This is a genomic window from Streptomyces sp. NPDC127092 (assembly GCF_042722475.1).
In the GTDB taxonomy this organism is placed as follows: domain Bacteria; phylum Actinomycetota; class Actinomycetes; order Streptomycetales; family Streptomycetaceae; genus Streptomyces.
This window is the reverse complement of record NZ_JBHXFE010000017.1, coordinates 48,556-64,434: the sequence shown is the minus strand read 5'-3', so window position 1 is coordinate 64,434 and position 15,879 is coordinate 48,556. Positions and strand designations below refer to the sequence as shown.

Here is a 15,879-nt window from a genome sequence, read left to right as displayed (position 1 = left end):
CTGCGGACACGGAATCCCCAGCGGACGGCGCGCTGCCTGTCACCGCTGACGTCCTCCCCGGCGACGGCGGGCCGGCACCGGACGCCGCTCCCGGGGAGCGCCGAAGCCCTGGCCCGGTGCGGGCTCGTCCAGCTCGGTGTACCGCAGCCGGTGCTGCTCGTCGCTGCCGCCCGTGTCGTGGCCCGGCTCGTACCGCACCCCCTCATCGCCCCGCATCCCCTCATCGCCCCGCATCCCCGGCCGCAGCCCCGGTCCGGAGCGCATGACGAGGCCCTCGGTGACCGGCGGGGCGGTGTTCCGGGTGACGCCGGCCAGCGGGGCGCGGACCCGCAGGCCGATCGACGGCCGCAGTTCGCCGCCGAGCGCCGACCACACGTCGGAGGCGGCCGGGGCGTCCGCATCGGTGCCGCCGACCTCGAGCGGGACGAGCAGGCCGAGTTCGGCGAGCGTGCCGTCGAGCAGCTCCGGCGGCACGGCGTCGTGCGACACGAGGCAGGACAGCACCTCGGAGAGCAACCGGTGCTCGTCCTGGGGCCGGCCCGCCCACGCGGTCACCAGATAGGTGAGCTCGAACCAGCGGGGCGGGGTGCGGCGCGCGACGACGAGGCCCTCCGCGTCGTACACCTCGCCGGCCCCGGTGCCGCGCCGGGTGTGGTCCTCGCGGACGTCGTACAGGAACACGCAGACCGTGGGCGCGCTGCGGCGCGCCGCCCAGTCGCGCGTCGGCGCGTCGAAGACGACGTCGATGCCCGACGCCTCCAGACCGGACGCGGCGAGCAGCCGCCGCAGTCCCTCGTCGACCTCGTGGATCATCGGCGCGTCACCGTGTCCGGCGGCTGCACCGTGCCGCTCACCACGAGGAAGTCGGTCGTCACCGGCGAGAAGCCGGGACCGCTCGCGGTGATGGTACGGGGGCCGGTCCGGTCCTTGGTGAGGATGAGCAGCTGCCCCGCGAAGGTTCCGTCCCGTCGCGGTACGGTCGGCGCCGCCGCTGCCGTGATGCCGGGCTTCCAGGTGAGCTTCACGGGCACGCCGGGCGGGAAGTCCTTCCCGCGCACCGAGGTGACGAACCCGGGCTTGCCGATCGGCGGCACGGCGACGATCCTCGGCTGGAGGATCCGGATGCGCCGCTGTGCGGTGTTGTCGCCGGGGTCGGCGTCCGTGCCGCTCGTGGTGAGCCGGCCGGTGACGCGGCCGGTGAGCGCGCGGTCGGGCCGCAGGACGACCTGGACGACGGCGCCGGCGCCGGGCGCCAGGTCGGGGAGCGCGCACGACCAGGAGGCGTCGCAGCCGGGTGGCGGACCGTCGTGGGGGATCCCCGGGGGCAGGCCGACGCGCAGCCGCAGTCCGGTGGCGAGGGCGTCCCGGCCGTTGCGGACCGTGTACGTGACGACGACGCGGCCGCCGACGTAACCCGGGTTCGGCTGGGCGGTGACCCGCACTCCGGGTCCCGCGAGCGGGGCGGGCGGCGGGGGCGGCGCGGTGGTCGGCTTCGGGGGCGTCGGCGTGGACGGCGTGGGGGGCGTGGGTGTCGGGGTGGTCGGGGTCGGGGTCGGCGTCGGTGCCTCGCGCACCGGCACCACCGTCCGGCCGGTGTTGTCGCCCGGGTTGGGGTCGAGGACGGTGCCGGTGACGGTCCAGTCCACCGGCTGGTCGCCCGGGACGAGCCCGGTGAAGGTGACGGTGACCGGGACCGTGGTGCCCGGTGGCAGGGTGCCGAGGACGCAGGTCAGGGCCGTCGGATCGCAGGCGGCGCCGGGCGCGGTGAGGGCGGTGACGGTCAGGCCGGCGGGCGGCGCGACGGTCAGCCGGGTGCCGGGTGAGGCCGCCGGGCCGTGGTTGACGACGTTCACCTGGACGGTCGCGGTCTCGCCCGCGGTCACCGGGGGAAGGGTCGCGGGCGCCTCGACCGCGAGGTCGACGGACTGCTGGACGGCCGGTTCCTTCTGGCGGCCGGGCAGGTCGACGGTGACCGGGACGAGTTCGCCGGTGGCCACGTCCACCCTCTTCAGCTTCTCCGGGCTGTTGGGTGCGCGCTTCGGCCGGACGCTGACGATCAGACTCTTCGCGTCGGCCGTCCAGGCGGCGTCCCGGGGCTGGAACGGGCCGGGGTTCTCCGGCAGTTCGCGCCCGCACGCGCCCGGCACGTCGCGCGCGGCCGCGGGCAGCAGCACGCGGCAGGTGTCGCCGGTGAGGGAGGTGAGCACGATGCCGTTGCGCTCGTCGAGGCGGCCGCCGCCGCTCTTGCGGTTGAGGGCGATGGTGGTGCCGTCCGGCGAGAACGCCGGGCTGTCGTCGATGACCTCGCAGTCACCCGGGCAGATCGCGGCGCTCAGGTCCCGCTGCCGGTCCAGCCGGTCCACGGGCACCGTCCAGACGTGCTTGTTCCCGCCGTTGCCGTTGATCACCAGGTTGCGGGTGAAGGCCAGGGTGGTGCCGTCGGAGGACCAGGCGGGCTGGGCGTCACCACCCCGCGGCTGACCGGCCGGCGGGACGATTTCGCCGCGGATCGCTCCCGTGGCGACGTCCGCGACGAGGATGCGGCTGGTCCAGGCGACGCCGTCGGCTCCGCCGGTCCCGTCGGACCCGGCGGGCGACATGCGGGTGAAGGCGAGGAGCCGTCCGTCCGGCGAGAACGCCGGGTCGGTGTCCCGGTCCTCGGGGCCGCGCCCGGCGAGCGGCAGCGGCGCCTCGTTGGTGCCGTCGGCGTCCACCATCCAGATCCGCTCGATCCGCCGGCCGGCGGTGCCCTCGAACCGGGTCACGACGATCCGGCGCCCGTCGGGGGTGTAGCTCTGCCGCTCGGTCCACGGGTCGGAGCCGGCGGCGGGCCGGAACAGCGGGTCCTCGGCCGGGTCGGTGTTGGTGTCGGCGGCCGGGTCCTCCTTCAGGATCTCCACGCCGAGGTCCCGAGGATCCGAGCCGTCCGGGCGGGCGTCCTGCAGGGTGACCACGTGCGGACCGGCCGCCGAGGTGCGCTCGACCACCGCGCCGCCGCCGGTCACCGGCCCGAGCCAGGTGACCTCGCTGATCTCCCGGTCCTCGCTCAGCTCCACCTTCGGGGTGGCCTCCGAGTGGGCGTCCACCCGGAAGACGTGGTTCCAGTCGCCCTCGCAGTCGCAGGTGCGGTCCGGGCTGAGGAACAGCAGACCGTCCCCGTCGGGCAGCCAGGCTGCCCCGTGGGTCCGCCACCTCGCCTGCGCGCCCGACAGGAGCTGCCCCTTGTTCACCCCGTCGGTCCACTTCAGCCGCGGGCCGTCGGGGCCGGTCGCGGTGTACGCGATGACGTCCCGGTTCTCGGCGTCGTCCACCGGGTTCCAGACCGGCTCGGACGCGGTCCCCTGGGTCGGGTCGCTGACCAGCCTGGCGGCGCCGCCGTCCATCGGACGCACGTACACCTGCCGGCCGAGGACCGGGTCGGCGTCGCTCACGTACGCGAGGCGCCCGCCCTCGGGCGAGACCGTGGGGTGCACCTCGTTCGCCGGGGTCTCCGTCAGCCGGGTGAGTCCGGCACCGTCCGTGCCGACCCGCCAGATGTCGCGCTGCCCGCCCTCACGCGGTGCCGCGTCGAAGACGACCGCGCGGCCGTCCGGGGTCAGCCGGGGGTTCGCCGCGTCGAGACCGCTGGTCAGCCGGTGGACCGCGCCGTCGGCGGTCCGCAGGTAGATCTGCGGGGCCGGCTCGTCGCGGCGGCTGGCGAACACCAACCGGTCGCCGAGCGCGGCGGGTTGGACGTCCATGTGGGCCGGGCCCGGCCCGAACAGGGGCGTGCTCTTGGTCTCCGTGGTCACCCGGCCGAGGCTGCGGTGCCGGGTGCCGGCGAACGCGATCCGGCCCTCACCGGCCGCGGCGGCCCGAGGGCCCGCCTGCGCCTCGTCCGGGGCGGAGGCCGCCGTCACCGCGAGGAGGGGAACCAACAGCAGCAGCGGTGCCGCGGCCCTTCCCCAGCGGTACCGCCGGCCACCGGAGCCACCCGTGCTCATCAGGGTCACCTCACAGTCCGGTGCATCACAGTCCTGTGTGCCACCCTGCGGGCCGGCGGGCCCGCCGGGCAGGGCCACGGGGCCGCACCCGGGGGAAACGCGCGGTGCGCTTTCGGGCAGCCGCGGCACCGGCGCCCGGCCGGCGCCACGGCCGCCTTCGCCGGCGTCCGCACCGTGGCGTCGCAGTCGTCGTGGCTGTCGCGGTCGTCGCCGTGGCCGTCGCTTTCGCCGGCGTCGTCGCTCAGATCAGACCGTTGCGCAGGGCGAAGCCGACGGCGTGCGTGCGGTTGCGCAGCTGCAGTCGCGTGATCACCTCGTGCAGCACGTTCTTGACGGTCCGTTCGGAGTACGAGGTCTTCCGCGCGATCTCCGCCGTGTCCAGGCCCTCCGACACCAGCCGCAGCATGTCCGCCTCGCGCGCCGTGAGCGTGGACAACGAGGAGGCGTGCGGGTCGAGCGCCGCTCGCTGCAGGCTGCCGACGTGCTGCAGCAGGCGGGCGAGCAGATCGCCCGGCAGCACACCCTCGCCCTTCGCCATCGCGAGCACCAGCCGTAACAGCCGGTCCTGGTCCGCCTCGGCGCGCCGCAGCACTGCCGTGACTCCGCACTCGATGGCCCGCTGCAGGGCGTCCCCCGACTCGAAGGTGCCGACCACCAGGCCGGTGGAGGTGCGCGGGTCCTGCCGCAGCCGCCGCAGCAGCGCCACGGTCTCGTCGTCCACGCTGTCCACGGCCACCAGCGACACCTGCGCGCCCTCCGGGCGCCCCTCGGCGACGAGTTCGAGCTCCGGGCGCTGGCGCAGCTGGTGGACCACGCCGACGTGGAGCACCGGATCGGCGGCGTACACCGCCACCGAGATCCGCCGTCCCGCACGGGGCGGTGTCACCGTGCCGGACGAGGAGAGGGTGTCGCCGTGCTGATCCTGTGTCATGTGCGTTCCCTGTTCGGTGAGACATTGTGGGGGGCTGGGGCGTCCGGCGGACCGGAGCCGACCGGGCTCCGGGGAGATGCGGAGCCGGACGGGCTCCGGGGAGATGCGGTTGCGGAGCCGGACGCGCCCTGGGGAGATGCGGAACGGGTCGGGAGAGTTCCGGCGCGCGGAGCCGGCCGGAGCGCGGCCGGACCTCCGGGGCACCGCCGTTGCCCGGTGCGTTGCCCTCCGGTCCGTTCAGGCGCCGGGTGCGCCGTCGATAGCGTCGAGGGGTGACGTCCCCAGCAGCCTCTTCCAGCCCTGGCACGCCCGCGCCCGACATCCCGCGGGTGTCCGTGACGCCGGGCGGCACCGCGACCACCAGCCTGACCGTGCGCAACGACGGCGACATCGTCGAGGCGTACGGCCTGGAGGTGGTCGGCGACTGCGCCGCCTGGACGACGGTGGAACCCGAGCGGGTCTCGCTGTATCCGGGCACTTCCGAGACGGTGACGATCCGGCTGGCGCCGCCGCGTTCGCCGCAGGTGCGGGCCGGAGACCTGCCCCTCGCCGTACGCGTGCTGCCCACCGAGCACCCCGAGGCGGTGCGGGTCCCCGAGACCGTCGTGCACGTCGAGGAGTTCCGGGAACTGCGCACCGCCGTCGCCCCGCGCCGCCGCCGCGGCTGGCTCCGCGGGCGTTACCGGCTGGCGGTGCGCAACGACGGCAACGCGCCCGTACGGCTGGGCTTCACGGCCGGACAGCCGGGCGAGGAGCTGAAGTTCGACTTCCATCCCGCCGACCGGTCGCTCGAGCCGGGGGAGTCCGCCGAGGTGGGGCTGCGCGTCCGGACGGGCCGGCCCGTGTGGTTCGGAACGCCGGTCACCTGGCCCTTCACCCTGGACGTGACCGAGGAGCGGGACACCGAGGAGGCGCAGGACCCGGCCCTCGTCCGGGCGCCGCTCGACGCGGAGTTCGTCCAGATCCCGGTCTTCCCGAGGTGGCTGCTCGCGGTCCTGGCGGCGCTGCTCGCGCTGCTGATCGCCTGGTTCGCGCTGGTCCGCCCGGCGGTGCGCAGCACCGCCAAGGAGGCCGCCGACGAACTCGTCCAGAAGCGGCCGGCCCCCGGCGCCGAGCCCAGCGCGCCGCCCTCCACCGGGACCGGCGAGGGCAGGCGGCCCGGCGGCACCGGGCAGGGTCCGGGCGGAACCGGCGCCGGCGACGGCACGGGCACGGGCACCGGCAGCGGCACCGGTTCCGCTTCCGGCGGCGGGCAGCAGGGCTCGACCACGATCGACCTGGAGACCTCCGGCGGCCGGACCGAGACCGGCACCTACACCGTGCCGAAGGACAAGGCGTTCGGTATCACGGACATCGTTGTCGCCAACTTCCAGGGAGACGAAGGCGTGATGACCATCGCCTTCGGCGACCGGAAGATCACGACGATCGCGCTGGAGACCTTCCGCAACCAGGACTACCACTGGGTCACCCCCATCAGGATCGTCGAGAACCAGACCGTGACCATCCAGGTGACCTGTGCGAAGCCGGGCACCCCGGCCACCGGGCGGCAGGCGCAGAAGTGCCACGAGGTCCTGAACGTGAGCGGAGTGCTCAGCGACCTCAGGTGAACCGGGCGGCACGGCCCATCCTCGGAGCCGGATCCGTAAACATGCAAGCCGCACGCAACGGCGCTGACCGGAAGGCGACGGCTCCCCGGTGGCGAGGAGCTGTCCGGTTTGCGGACATGTGTTCGTACGGAAAAAACGTCAAAACGGCGGACTTCGGTTCCGCCGTTTACCGTCCGGCACGCGATCCAGGAAGACCGGATCACGTGCCTTCGTCCGTCCCGCCCCGACCCGTCGGGCTCGTCAGGCCTGTCGGGCTTGTCGCTCCTGTCGCTCCTGTCGCTCCTGTCGCGGGACGCCGACACCCTCGTGGCGAGCCGGAGCTAGCCGAAGCGAGCCGTGCCGAGCCGTGCCGAGCCGAAGCCGATGAACTCCCCTGCCGGAAACGGCCTCTTGGGGCGGGACGCCGTGGTCATACTGGCCCGGTGCCCAGCATCGTGATCCCAGCCCACAACGAGGAGCGCACCCTCGGCCGGCTCCTGGACCGCCTTCTGGAAGGCGCCGCGGAGCGGGAGTTCGACATCCTCGTCGTGTGCAACGGCTGTACGGACGACACCGCCGGCGTCGCCGCAGCGCGCGGCCCGCGGGTCCGCGTCGTCGAGACGCCCGTCCCGTCCAAGCACGAGGCGCTGCGCCTCGGCGACCGGCACGCCGAGGGCTTTCCCCGGCTGTACGTGGACGCCGACGTCGAACTCGGCGCCGCCGACGTACGCGCCCTGAGCGCGGCGCTCTCCGGACCCGGCGCCGTGCTCGCCGCCGCGCCCGCGCGCGAGCTCCCGATGACGGGCTGCTCCTGGCGGGTGCGCGCCTACTACCGCGTCTGGCAGCGGCTTCCGGCGGTACGCGAAGGCCTGTTCGGGCGCGGAGTGATCGCCATGTCGGCAGAGGGCCACGCCCGGCTCGCCGCGCTCCCGCCGCTGATGGCCGACGACCTGGCCGCCTCCCTCGCCTTCGCCCCGGCGGAACGCGCGGTGATCCCCGCGGCCCGCGTCGTCGTCCGTCCGCCCCGCACCTGGCCGGACCTGATCCGCCGCAGGATCAGGGCGGCGACGTCGACGGCCCAGCTGGAGGCCCACCAGGGCGCCTCCTCCGCCGCCGGAACCCCGCAGCCCTCCGCCCGGACCGGGATGTCGGACCTGCGCGCCCTGCTGCGCGCGGACCCGACCCTGCTCCCCGCCATGGTCGTCTTCCTCTCGGCGGCGCTCGCCGCGCGCAGGGGCGCGCGCAAGGCGGTCGCGGCGGGAGACTTCGCCACCTGGCTCAGGGACGAGAGCAGCCGGCAGTGAGCGGTCGGCAGTGAGCGGTCGGCAGTGGGCGGTCGGCAGTGGGCGGTCGGCCCGGGCCGGCGGCCACCCGAGGGGATCGGGCCGTTCCCGCCCGCGCGTGATCAACGGCGCCTAGGCTGCACATGATCACGCCGAGAGAGGGCCCACTCATGACGTACCGGATCCCGGGACGACGCGCCGCCGCGCTCGCGGCGTTCGCGCTCGCCGTCTGCACCGCCTGGACGGGCACCGTCGTGCCGACGGCCCGCGCCGAGGAGCGGACGGCGGCGGTGGCGGCGGAGGCGGCGGAGGGCGCCGGGCCGCTCACGCCCGCGACCCGTTTCTACGTGGACCCCGACAGCGGGGCCGCACGGCAGGCTGCCGTGGACGCCGCCGCCGGCGACACGGACGACGCGGCGAACATGACCCGGCTCGCCGGACTGCCGCAGGCCGCCTGGTTCACCGGAGGCACGCCCGCGGAGGTCCGCGCGGAAGCCGCTGACCTCGTCGCACGGGCCGGCGCCGCCGGGCAGGTGCCGGTGCTCGTCGCGTACAACGTGCCCGGCCGTGACTGCGGTCTCTACTCCCACGGCGGTGCCACGTCCTCCGCCGCCTACCGGGAGTGGATCACCGCGCTCGCCGAGGGCGTCGGGGACGCCCCGGCCGTCGTGGTCCTGGAGCCCGACGGCCTCGCCGCCCTGCCCGAGGACTGCGCGGGCTCGGTCGACCCCACCGGTGAGCTGACCAGCGCCCGCCTCGCCGACCTCGGCTTCGCCGTGACCACCCTCAAGCAGCGGCCCGGCACGGCCGTCTACCTCGACGCCGGCAACAGCCAGTGGCGTGCCGTCGGCGACATGGCCCGGCGGCTGATCGACGCGGGCGTGGCCCGCGCCGACGGCTTCTCGCTCAACGTGTCCAACTTCCAGCCCACCGACCACCAGACCCGCTACGGCACCTGGGTCTCCCGGTGCGTCTGGTTCGCCACCGAGGGCCCCGAGTGGGGCCGCGGCCACACCGACTGGTGCGCGAGCCAGTACTACTCCGCCGCCGCACCGAACGACGGCCGGCCGGGCAACGCGGTCTCCGCCGACGACCCGACCACCTGGCACTGGACCGACGCCTGGTACGACCAGTCGGCCGGGCAGCCCTCCATCGCCGACCTCACCCACTTCGTCGTCGACACCAGCCGCAACGGCCGCGGCCCCTGGCAGCCCGACGCCGGCACCTACGCCGACCCGGAGACCTGGTGCAACCCGCCGGGCCGCGGCATGGGTCCGCGCCCGACCGCCGACACGGGCACGCCCCTCGTCGACGCGTACCTGTACGTGAAGACGATCGGCGAGTCCGACGGCAGCTGCACCCGCGGCACGGCCGGTCCCGCCGACCCGGTGTACGGGGTCGTCGACCCGCCCGCCGGCGCCTGGTGGCCGGACTTCGCGCACGCGCTGGCCCGCGACGCCGAGCCCGCACTCCTGCCCTGAGGCACCGGGGCCTTCACCGCCTGGAACCCGTGGCCCGCACGTCGCCCTCGAAGGCGATCGGCGGGCCACGTGCGCAGGTCGCCCTCATGTCGCCCTCGCGGCGCGGCCTTCTTCGAACGGGCTCTCGACGCGGGGCCCCGCCCTGCGCGATGATCACGCCCGCACCACACCACCCCCCGCTCCCTCGCATCCCTTACCGGGAGGACGTTGATGGCTCGCCGCACATCCCGCGGCCTGATCGCCGCGGCCACCGCCACCGTGGCGCTGATCGCTCCGGCCGGGTCGGCCTCGGCCTCGGGGAACACCCCCGTCGCCGCCGGACCGCAGGCCCGTGTCTTCATGGTCAACCCCGTGCAGTCCACGGGCGACCAGTCGCTCGCCGACGCCAAGGACGCCGCCGGCGCGGTGCCCGGCTCGGCGTACACCACCGTGGAACTCCGCGGTCTCGACGGCAGCGGAGGGCTCTCCGGCCGCTGGGCGTACGTCCGCTCCGACACGGGCGCCTCGGCGAAGACCGCCGAGGCCGGCTCGTACGACCGGAGCGACGACCAGTTCGAGCAGGTCATGGCGTACTTCTGGGTCAACGAGGCCCAGGAGTACCTGCAGGGACTCGGCTTCGGCAGCGAACTGCCCGGCGCCAACGACCGCGCGCAGCCCGTGCGCATCAACCAGTGGGGCTCGGACAACTCCTACTTCACCGACAAGAAGGACGAGATCCGCTTCGGCAAGGGCGGCGTCGACGACGCCGAGGACGCCGAGGTGATCGTGCACGAGTACGGGCACGCCGTGCACGAGGCCCAGGTCCCCGGCTTCGGCACCTCGGCCGAGGCCGGTGCGATCGGCGAGGCCTTCGGCGACTACCTGGCCGTCGAGGTCGGCAACGCCGCGGCCGCCCGCTACGGCTGGCCGGTGAAGGCGAACCCCGCCTGCGTGGCCGACTGGGACTCCGTCTCGTACAGCAGGGCCCCGCACTGCCTGCGCACGGTCGACGGCGACAAGGTGTACGCCGACCGGACCGGCGAGGTGCACGCCGACGGCGAGATCTGGTCCCGGGCGCTGTGGGACATCCGCGGCGCGCTCGGCGCCAGGACCGCCGACCGGATCATCGTGAACGCCCAGTTCGGCTTCGCCCCCGACACCTCCTTCGCGGACGCCGCGGCGAAGACGATCGCCACGGCGCGCGCCATGTACGGGCAGGGCGCGGCGGACGCGGTCCGCGACGCCTTCCGGGCCCGCGAGATCCCGGGGGTCTGAGGACGGCCCTGAGCCGGCGGGTGCCGAACCCGGCACCCGCCGGCGGGCGCCCGGGGTTCGGCCCGGCGGGTGATCCGCCGGCCGCCCCGGTGGGATCCCGGACGGCGCAGGGGGTATCGACTACAGACACCCCCTCGCGACGGAAAGGAGCCCCCTCATGGAGACGGGCAGGAGCGTCGGCTTCGTCACGTCCTTCGACCGGGCGGCCGGATACGGCTTCGTCCTACCGCTCAACTCCGAGGAACCCGTGTTCTTCCGCACCGACGACATCGAGGGCGGCCACGCGCTGTCCGAGGGCCAGCAGGTCTCCTTCGTGCTCGTCCTCGGTGACGGCCGCTTCGAGGCCCAGGAGATCCGTCCCTGAGCCGAGCCGGGACAGCGGGACGCGGCGGAAGACGATCGACTCGTACGGGCCGGCCACCCCCGTCTCGTACAGCACGCCGACCGTGCCCGCGTCCGCCCGCACCAGGTCCGAGTACGCGGCCGGGCGCGACGAGAGCGTGAGCGCGCGGACGACGGTGCGGCCGCCGTCGGTGCTGGTCCACAGGGCCGCCGCGGCGCGGCGGCCCGGGACGGACGGCGCGGAGAAGAGCAGCAGGCCGGGCCGCCCCGGCACGTACAGCAGGCTGCCCTGCACGACCGGCACGTCCGCCAGGCCGGGCGTGGGCGCGTAGGGCCGCTCGAGCGTGGCACCGCCGTCGGCCGACCGGCCGTCGGCGCGGTTGCCGGGGCCGGTGCCGTGCTGGTCGCGCGCGCTGAAGTAGAGCCCGCCGTCGGGGAGTTCGGCCACCGTGGACTCGTTGGTGTTGACCGTGCCCTCGTACGACGCGTCGGCGTAGCCGATGCGCCAGTGGTGACCGCCGTCGTCGCTGTACAGGGCGTGAGCGCCGTAGTAGCGCGGCTCGCGCCCGGTGTCGGGCGAGCCCGGGGGAGGCGCGGCCGAGTGGTTGGCGGGGACGACGAGCCGGCCGGCGTGGCGGCCGTGGGTGAGCGCGATCGCGTGGCCGGGTCCGGTGGCGTACCAGCGCCAGCCGTCCCGCTTCACCGAGGACGTGATGTCCCGGGGCGCGGAGAAGCTGCGCCCGTCGTCCGCACTGCGCTGCACGTACACCCGCCGGCCCCGCTCGGGACCCACCGCGCCCTGGAGCACGGCGCGTTCGGTCACGTCGCCGTCGTTGCCCGAGGAGAGCAGGACCACGTCACCGCTGCGCGGATCGACCACCGGTGCCGGGTTGCCCCGGGTGTCACCGCGACCGGGCGCGACGACCGCCAGCGGCCCCCAGGTGCAGCCGCCGTCCGCCGAACGCCGGAGCACGAGGTCCACGGCGCCCGAGTCGCCCGCGCCGTGCACCCGCCCCTCGGCGAAGGCGAGCAGCGTCCCGGCCGGGGTGCGGACGACGGCCGGTATGCGGTAGACCGCGTAGCCGCCGGTTCCGGAGACGTACGGCACCGAGGAGGCGCACCGGGGCGCGCCCGCCGGGGCGTCCGCCGCCACCGCGCCCAGGATCAGACCGGCCACCACCGGCACCCCACCCCACCGCCACCGTCGCATGCGGACACCGCACACGGACGGGGCGTCGGGCCGCCCAACGTCCGTGGAAGGGCGGGAAGTCGGCGGGCAAAGCCGGGGTGAACGGGTCGCTCCCGCGGCGGCATCAGCCCCCGGCCGTGCCCGGCGCTCAGCCCCGGCCGTGCCCGGTGCTCAGCCCCGGCCGTGCGCCGCCAGCCGCGCGCCCACCGCGTCGAGCAGCAGCTCCAGTGCGAACGGGTGCCCGCTGCCCCGCATGTCGGCGGCCAGCAGCGGAAACGTCGCCGCGACGTGCGGATGGGTGTCGGCCGAGAGCCTGCCGTACGCCGCGTGCCACACCTGCTCGTCCGCGAGCCGGGCCGGTTCCGGCAGGGCGAGCGCGGCGGCGTCCAGGGCGGCGAAGGCCAGCGCCTGGTCCACGAAGGCGTGGTAGATCCGCACCGCCTCACCGTCCGGGAAGCCCGCCCCGCGCAGCACTCCGAGGATCGACTCCACGGCCCGCGTCTCGTGCTCGCGGCCGGTCGTGCGGTGCGCGGCGAGCGCCGCCACCTGCGGGTTCGCCAGGTACGCGGCATGGATGCGCCGTGCGATCTCCCGCAGGTCGGCCCGCCATTCGCCGGTTGCCCGCCAGCCCGCCTGCGCCCGGCCCACCATCTCGTCGGCGAGGGCGAGGAGCAGGTCGTCGGTGTTGCGGAAGTAGCGGTAGACCGCGCTGGGGTCCGCGCCCAGGGCGGCGCCGAGGCGGCGTACGGACAGCGCGTCCGCCCCGTGCTGGGCGACCAGGCGCAGGGCGGTCTCGACGATCACCCGCTCGGAGAGCACGGTGCCCTGCTTGGTGGGGCGGCGGCGCTGCCGCCGGTGCTCCGGAACCACTCGTTCTGCCATGGCCGGACCCTATCGGCGGGAGCCTTACGACAACAGCCTTGACGTTCGGGTGGCGGCGGAGGTTGCATGACGCACCTCGTACCGGCCGTCCGTGCCGGCTCCCCTCACCCTCCAGGAGTACCCAGATGAGCACGGCCGACCTGGTCTTCACCGGTGGTCCCGTCTTCACCGGCGACCCGGCCCGCACCCGGGCCGGTTCCCTCGCCGTGGTCGGCGAGCGGATCACCGCCGTCGGTCACGACGAGGTGCGCGACCTCATCGGTCCCCGGACCGAAGTCGTGGACCTGAAGGGGAAGTTGCTGATACCCGGCTTCCAGGACGCGCACATCCACGCGGTGTACGGAGGCGTGGAACTCGCCGAGTGCGACCTCAGCGGCACGACGGGCGTCGACGAATACCGCACGATCATCGCCGAGTTCGCCGCCGCGCACCCCGACCACGAGTGGATCACCGGCGGCGGCTGGTCCCTGGAGAGCTTCGAAGGCGGGCTGCCCACCCGGCAGTTGCTCGACTCGGTCGTCGCCGACCGGCCCGTCTGCCTGGTCAACCGCGACCACCACGGCTCGTGGGTCAACTCCCGCGCCCTGGAACTCGCCGGGATCACCGCCGACACCGCCGATCCGGTCGACGGCCGGATCGAGCGCGACGCCGACGGCGTGCCCACCGGCGTCCTCCAGGAGGGCGCGTCGGCCCTGGTCTCGCGGCTCGTCCCGCCGAGCACCACGGCCGACCGGGTCGCCGGCCTGCTCCGCGCCCAGGCGCTGCTGCACTCGCTGGGCATCACCGGCTGGCAGGACGCCCTGCTCGGCGAGTTCAGCGGCAAGCCCGACCCGTCCGACGCGTACGTCGCCGCCGCCCTGGACGGCACCCTGACCGCCCGCGTCACCGGCGCACTGTGGTGGGAACGCCTCCGCGGTGCCGAGCAGCTGCCCGAACTCGTCGCCCGGCGCGAGAAGCTGAGCCACGGCCGGTTCCGCGCCGGATCGGTCAAGATCATGCAGGACGGCATCGCCGAGAACTTCACCGCCGCCATGACCAGCCCCTACCTCGACGGCTGCGGCTGCGCCACCACCAACACCGGGATGAGCTTCGTCGATCCCGAGGCGCTGCGCGGCTACGTCACCGAGCTCGACGCCCTCGACTTCCAGGTCCATTTCCACGCGCTCGGCGACCGTGCCGTACGGGAGGCCCTGGACGCGATCGAGGCCGCCGTCGCCGCCAACGGCCGCCGCGGCAACCGCCACCACCTGGCCCACCTCCAGGTCGTGCACCCCGACGACATCCCCCGCTTCGCCCGGCTCGGCGCGCTCGCCAACATCCAGCCGCTGTGGGCCGCGCACGAACCGCAGATGGACGAACTGACCATCCCCTTCCTCGGGCCCGAACGCGCCGCCTGGCAGTACCCGTTCGGCGACCTGGTGCGGGCCGGGGCGACCCTCGTGGCCGGCAGCGACTGGCCGGTCAGCAGCCCCGACCCGCTCGCCGGGCTCCACGTCGCCGTCAACCGCGCCGAGCCCGGGGCCACCGACGGGCGGGTCTTCCTGCCCGAGCAGCGGCTCGACCTCACCACGGCTCTGGCCGCCTACACGGCCGGCTCCGCCCATGTGAACGGGCACGACGACGCGGGCAGCCTGCGGGCCGGCCACCTCGCCGACCTCGTCGTGCTCGACCGTGACATCCTCAGCGGCCCGCCCGAGGAGATCGCCTCGGCCACGGTGGAGCAGACGTTCGTCGGCGGGGAGCGCGTGTACGCGTCCTGACCGGCGGGCGCCCGGCCACCCGAGACGCCCTCACACCCGTGGGCGGTCGGCGCGGGGGCCTGCCCTCGTGTCCGCCCACGTGGGTACGGGCGCACGCCCTGAACCCTGACCTGGAGGTCAGCTCTGATGACCGGACGAGGCCCGCACCTGGAGCCGGGCGGTGAGCAGCACTCCCGGAGGCGTGCTGCCCTCACCCTCCAGGGCGGAGACCAGCAGCGCCATGCCCTCCTCGGCGACGTCCGCCGGACGCAGGCTCAGCGTGCTGACCGGCGGGTCGGCGTGGGCGGCGGACTCGTCCTCGCTGACGCAGACCACCCGAACGTCGGCCGGGACCGCCAGGCCGAGCCGGCGCGCCGCGTCCATGATCAGCGGCGGGCTCGCCTCGGCGACGACGAAGAGTCCGTCCGGGCGCGGCTCGGTCCTCAGGGCCTGTTCGACCGCCCGGACCACGGGGCCGTTCCCGGGTTCCCCGACCAGCGTGACCCGTTCGTCCGCACCGTGCCGTCCGCACCAGTCGCGGTACGCCGCGAGCACCTCGCGGTGGAAGCGGGTCGTGTTGTCCGGCAGGACGAGCGCGGGCCGCCCGGCCCCGCTCTCCCGCAGGTGGTCGAGTGACTCCCGTACCGCCGCGCCGGTGTCCACGTCGACCCAGTGCGCTCCCGGGCGGTCCGCCACCGACGCGTCGCTGAACACCGGGATCCGGGCGGCCAGGAGGTCCTCCACCAACGGGTCGTCCTCGACGGGGTCGGCCACGATGACCGCTTCGAGCGGCAGGTCCGCCCACTCCCGCTGCAGCGTTCCCGCCGGCAGCATCACCAGGGCGTACCCGTGCCGCAGTGCGGCGGCGGCCGTCGCGCCGGTGAGCTGCGCGAAGTAGGGCGAGTCGAGGTACGTCCAGGGCTCTCCGGCGAACTCGCCGACCACGTAGCCGATCAGCCGGGCCCGCCCGGCGCGCAGCTGGCGTGCGGTGGCGTTGGGCCGGTAGCCCATGCGGCGCGCGGTCTCGACCGCCTTCTCCCGCACGGCGGGGGAGAGCCGCCCCGTGCCGTTGAGCGCCGCCGACACGGTCGTCTTCGAGAGGCCCGCCTCGCGGGCGACGTCGACGAGCCGTACCCGGGGCGCGGCCGCCCGGCCGCGGCTCTGTCCGGCATGCCCTCCGGGCCGTTCACGTGTGGTCACGGTCCGATG

11 protein-coding genes and 1 pseudogene are annotated in these 15,879 nt (G+C 75.0%); 6 read left to right on the top strand and 6 right to left on the bottom strand.

Going from position 1 to position 15,879, the window contains the following annotated elements; genetic code table 11:
• Positions 1-39: 39 nt before the first annotated feature.
• The 3 genes from ACFWJO_RS16535 to ACFWJO_RS16525 all read right to left on the bottom strand — a co-directional run bounded on the left by ACFWJO_RS16535 (position 40) and on the right by ACFWJO_RS16525 (position 4,914).
• On the bottom strand, positions 40-813 hold the full coding sequence (locus tag ACFWJO_RS16535) for a DUF4255 domain-containing protein (protein WP_386865626.1): 774 nt from the start codon (positions 811-813) through the stop codon (positions 40-42).
• Positions 810-3,983, bottom strand: coding sequence for a hypothetical protein (locus ACFWJO_RS16530; RefSeq protein WP_386865624.1), 3,174 nt, complete (start codon positions 3,981-3,983; stop codon positions 810-812). Before ACFWJO_RS16530 ends, ACFWJO_RS16535 begins: the two co-directional genes overlap by 4 nt.
• Before the next feature lie 241 nt (positions 3,984-4,224).
• On the bottom strand, positions 4,225-4,914 hold the full coding sequence (locus ACFWJO_RS16525; protein ID WP_386865622.1) for a response regulator transcription factor: 690 nt from the start codon (positions 4,912-4,914) through the stop codon (positions 4,225-4,227).
• A 272-nt stretch (positions 4,915-5,186) separates the two neighbouring features.
• Between ACFWJO_RS16525 and ACFWJO_RS16520 the strand changes: the two genes are divergently transcribed.
• The 5 genes from ACFWJO_RS16520 (at position 5,187) to ACFWJO_RS16500 (ending at position 10,882) form a co-directional block, all read left to right on the top strand.
• The gene (locus ACFWJO_RS16520; RefSeq protein ID WP_386865620.1) at positions 5,187-6,521 is read left to right on the top strand and encodes a hydrolytic protein; all 1,335 of its coding nucleotides are present in this window, start codon (positions 5,187-5,189) and stop codon (positions 6,519-6,521) included.
• Between the two features lie 422 nt (positions 6,522-6,943).
• Entirely contained in the window at positions 6,944-7,804 is an 861-nt protein-coding gene (locus ACFWJO_RS16515) for a glycosyltransferase (RefSeq protein WP_386865618.1), read from the top strand.
• Between the two features lie 149 nt (positions 7,805-7,953).
• Positions 7,954-9,264 carry a glycoside hydrolase family 6 protein gene (locus tag ACFWJO_RS16510; protein WP_386865616.1) on the top strand — a complete coding sequence of 437 codons (1,311 nt, stop codon included), beginning with the start codon at positions 7,954-7,956 and terminating at the stop codon, positions 9,262-9,264.
• Positions 9,265-9,474: 210 nt separating this feature from the next.
• Complete coding sequence (locus tag ACFWJO_RS16505; RefSeq protein WP_386865614.1) at positions 9,475-10,518, top strand: M4 family metallopeptidase; 1,044 nt, start codon at positions 9,475-9,477, stop codon at positions 10,516-10,518.
• A 157-nt stretch (positions 10,519-10,675) separates the two neighbouring features.
• On the top strand, positions 10,676-10,882 hold the full coding sequence (locus ACFWJO_RS16500; protein ID WP_386865612.1) for a cold-shock protein: 207 nt from the start codon (positions 10,676-10,678) through the stop codon (positions 10,880-10,882).
• Here the strand turns inward: ACFWJO_RS16500 and ACFWJO_RS16495 are convergent.
• Positions 10,883-12,070: pseudogene (locus ACFWJO_RS16495) on the bottom strand (exo-alpha-sialidase); the annotation flags it as partial.
• A 150-nt stretch (positions 12,071-12,220) separates the two neighbouring features.
• Positions 12,221-12,931: a TetR/AcrR family transcriptional regulator gene (locus ACFWJO_RS16490; protein WP_386865610.1), complete on the bottom strand. Its 711-nt coding sequence runs from the start codon at positions 12,929-12,931 to the stop codon at positions 12,221-12,223.
• Between the two features lie 125 nt (positions 12,932-13,056).
• Here ACFWJO_RS16490 and ACFWJO_RS16485 point away from each other — a divergent pair, with 125 nt between their 5' ends.
• Complete coding sequence (locus ACFWJO_RS16485; protein ID WP_386865608.1) at positions 13,057-14,691, top strand: amidohydrolase; 1,635 nt, start codon at positions 13,057-13,059, stop codon at positions 14,689-14,691.
• A gap of 117 nt (positions 14,692-14,808) precedes the next feature.
• Here ACFWJO_RS16485 and ACFWJO_RS16480 read toward each other — a convergent pair whose 3' ends face one another.
• The gene (locus tag ACFWJO_RS16480; protein WP_386865606.1) at positions 14,809-15,870 is read right to left on the bottom strand and encodes a LacI family DNA-binding transcriptional regulator; all 1,062 of its coding nucleotides are present in this window, start codon (positions 15,868-15,870) and stop codon (positions 14,809-14,811) included.
• Between the last annotated feature and the right edge of the window lie 9 nt (positions 15,871-15,879).

Bases quoted from the DNA above. Each gene is read 5' to 3' on its own strand.
- ACFWJO_RS16535 (WP_386865626.1), bottom strand. From the start codon at position 813: ATGATCCACGAGGTCGACGAGGGACTGCGGCGGCTGCTCGCCGCGTCC.
- ACFWJO_RS16530 (WP_386865624.1), bottom strand. From the start codon at position 3,983: ATGAGCACGGGTGGCTCCGGTGGCCGGCGGTACCGCTGGGGAAGGGCC.
- ACFWJO_RS16525 (WP_386865622.1), bottom strand. From the start codon at position 4,914: ATGACACAGGATCAGCACGGCGACACCCTCTCCTCGTCCGGCACGGTG.
- ACFWJO_RS16510 (WP_386865616.1), top strand. From the start codon at position 7,954: ATGACGTACCGGATCCCGGGACGACGCGCCGCCGCGCTCGCGGCGTTC.
- ACFWJO_RS16505 (WP_386865614.1), top strand. From the start codon at position 9,475: ATGGCTCGCCGCACATCCCGCGGCCTGATCGCCGCGGCCACCGCCACC.
- ACFWJO_RS16500 (WP_386865612.1), top strand. From the start codon at position 10,676: ATGGAGACGGGCAGGAGCGTCGGCTTCGTCACGTCCTTCGACCGGGCG.
- ACFWJO_RS16490 (WP_386865610.1), bottom strand. From the start codon at position 12,931: ATGGCAGAACGAGTGGTTCCGGAGCACCGGCGGCAGCGCCGCCGCCCC.
- ACFWJO_RS16485 (WP_386865608.1), top strand. From the start codon at position 13,057: ATGAGCACGGCCGACCTGGTCTTCACCGGTGGTCCCGTCTTCACCGGC.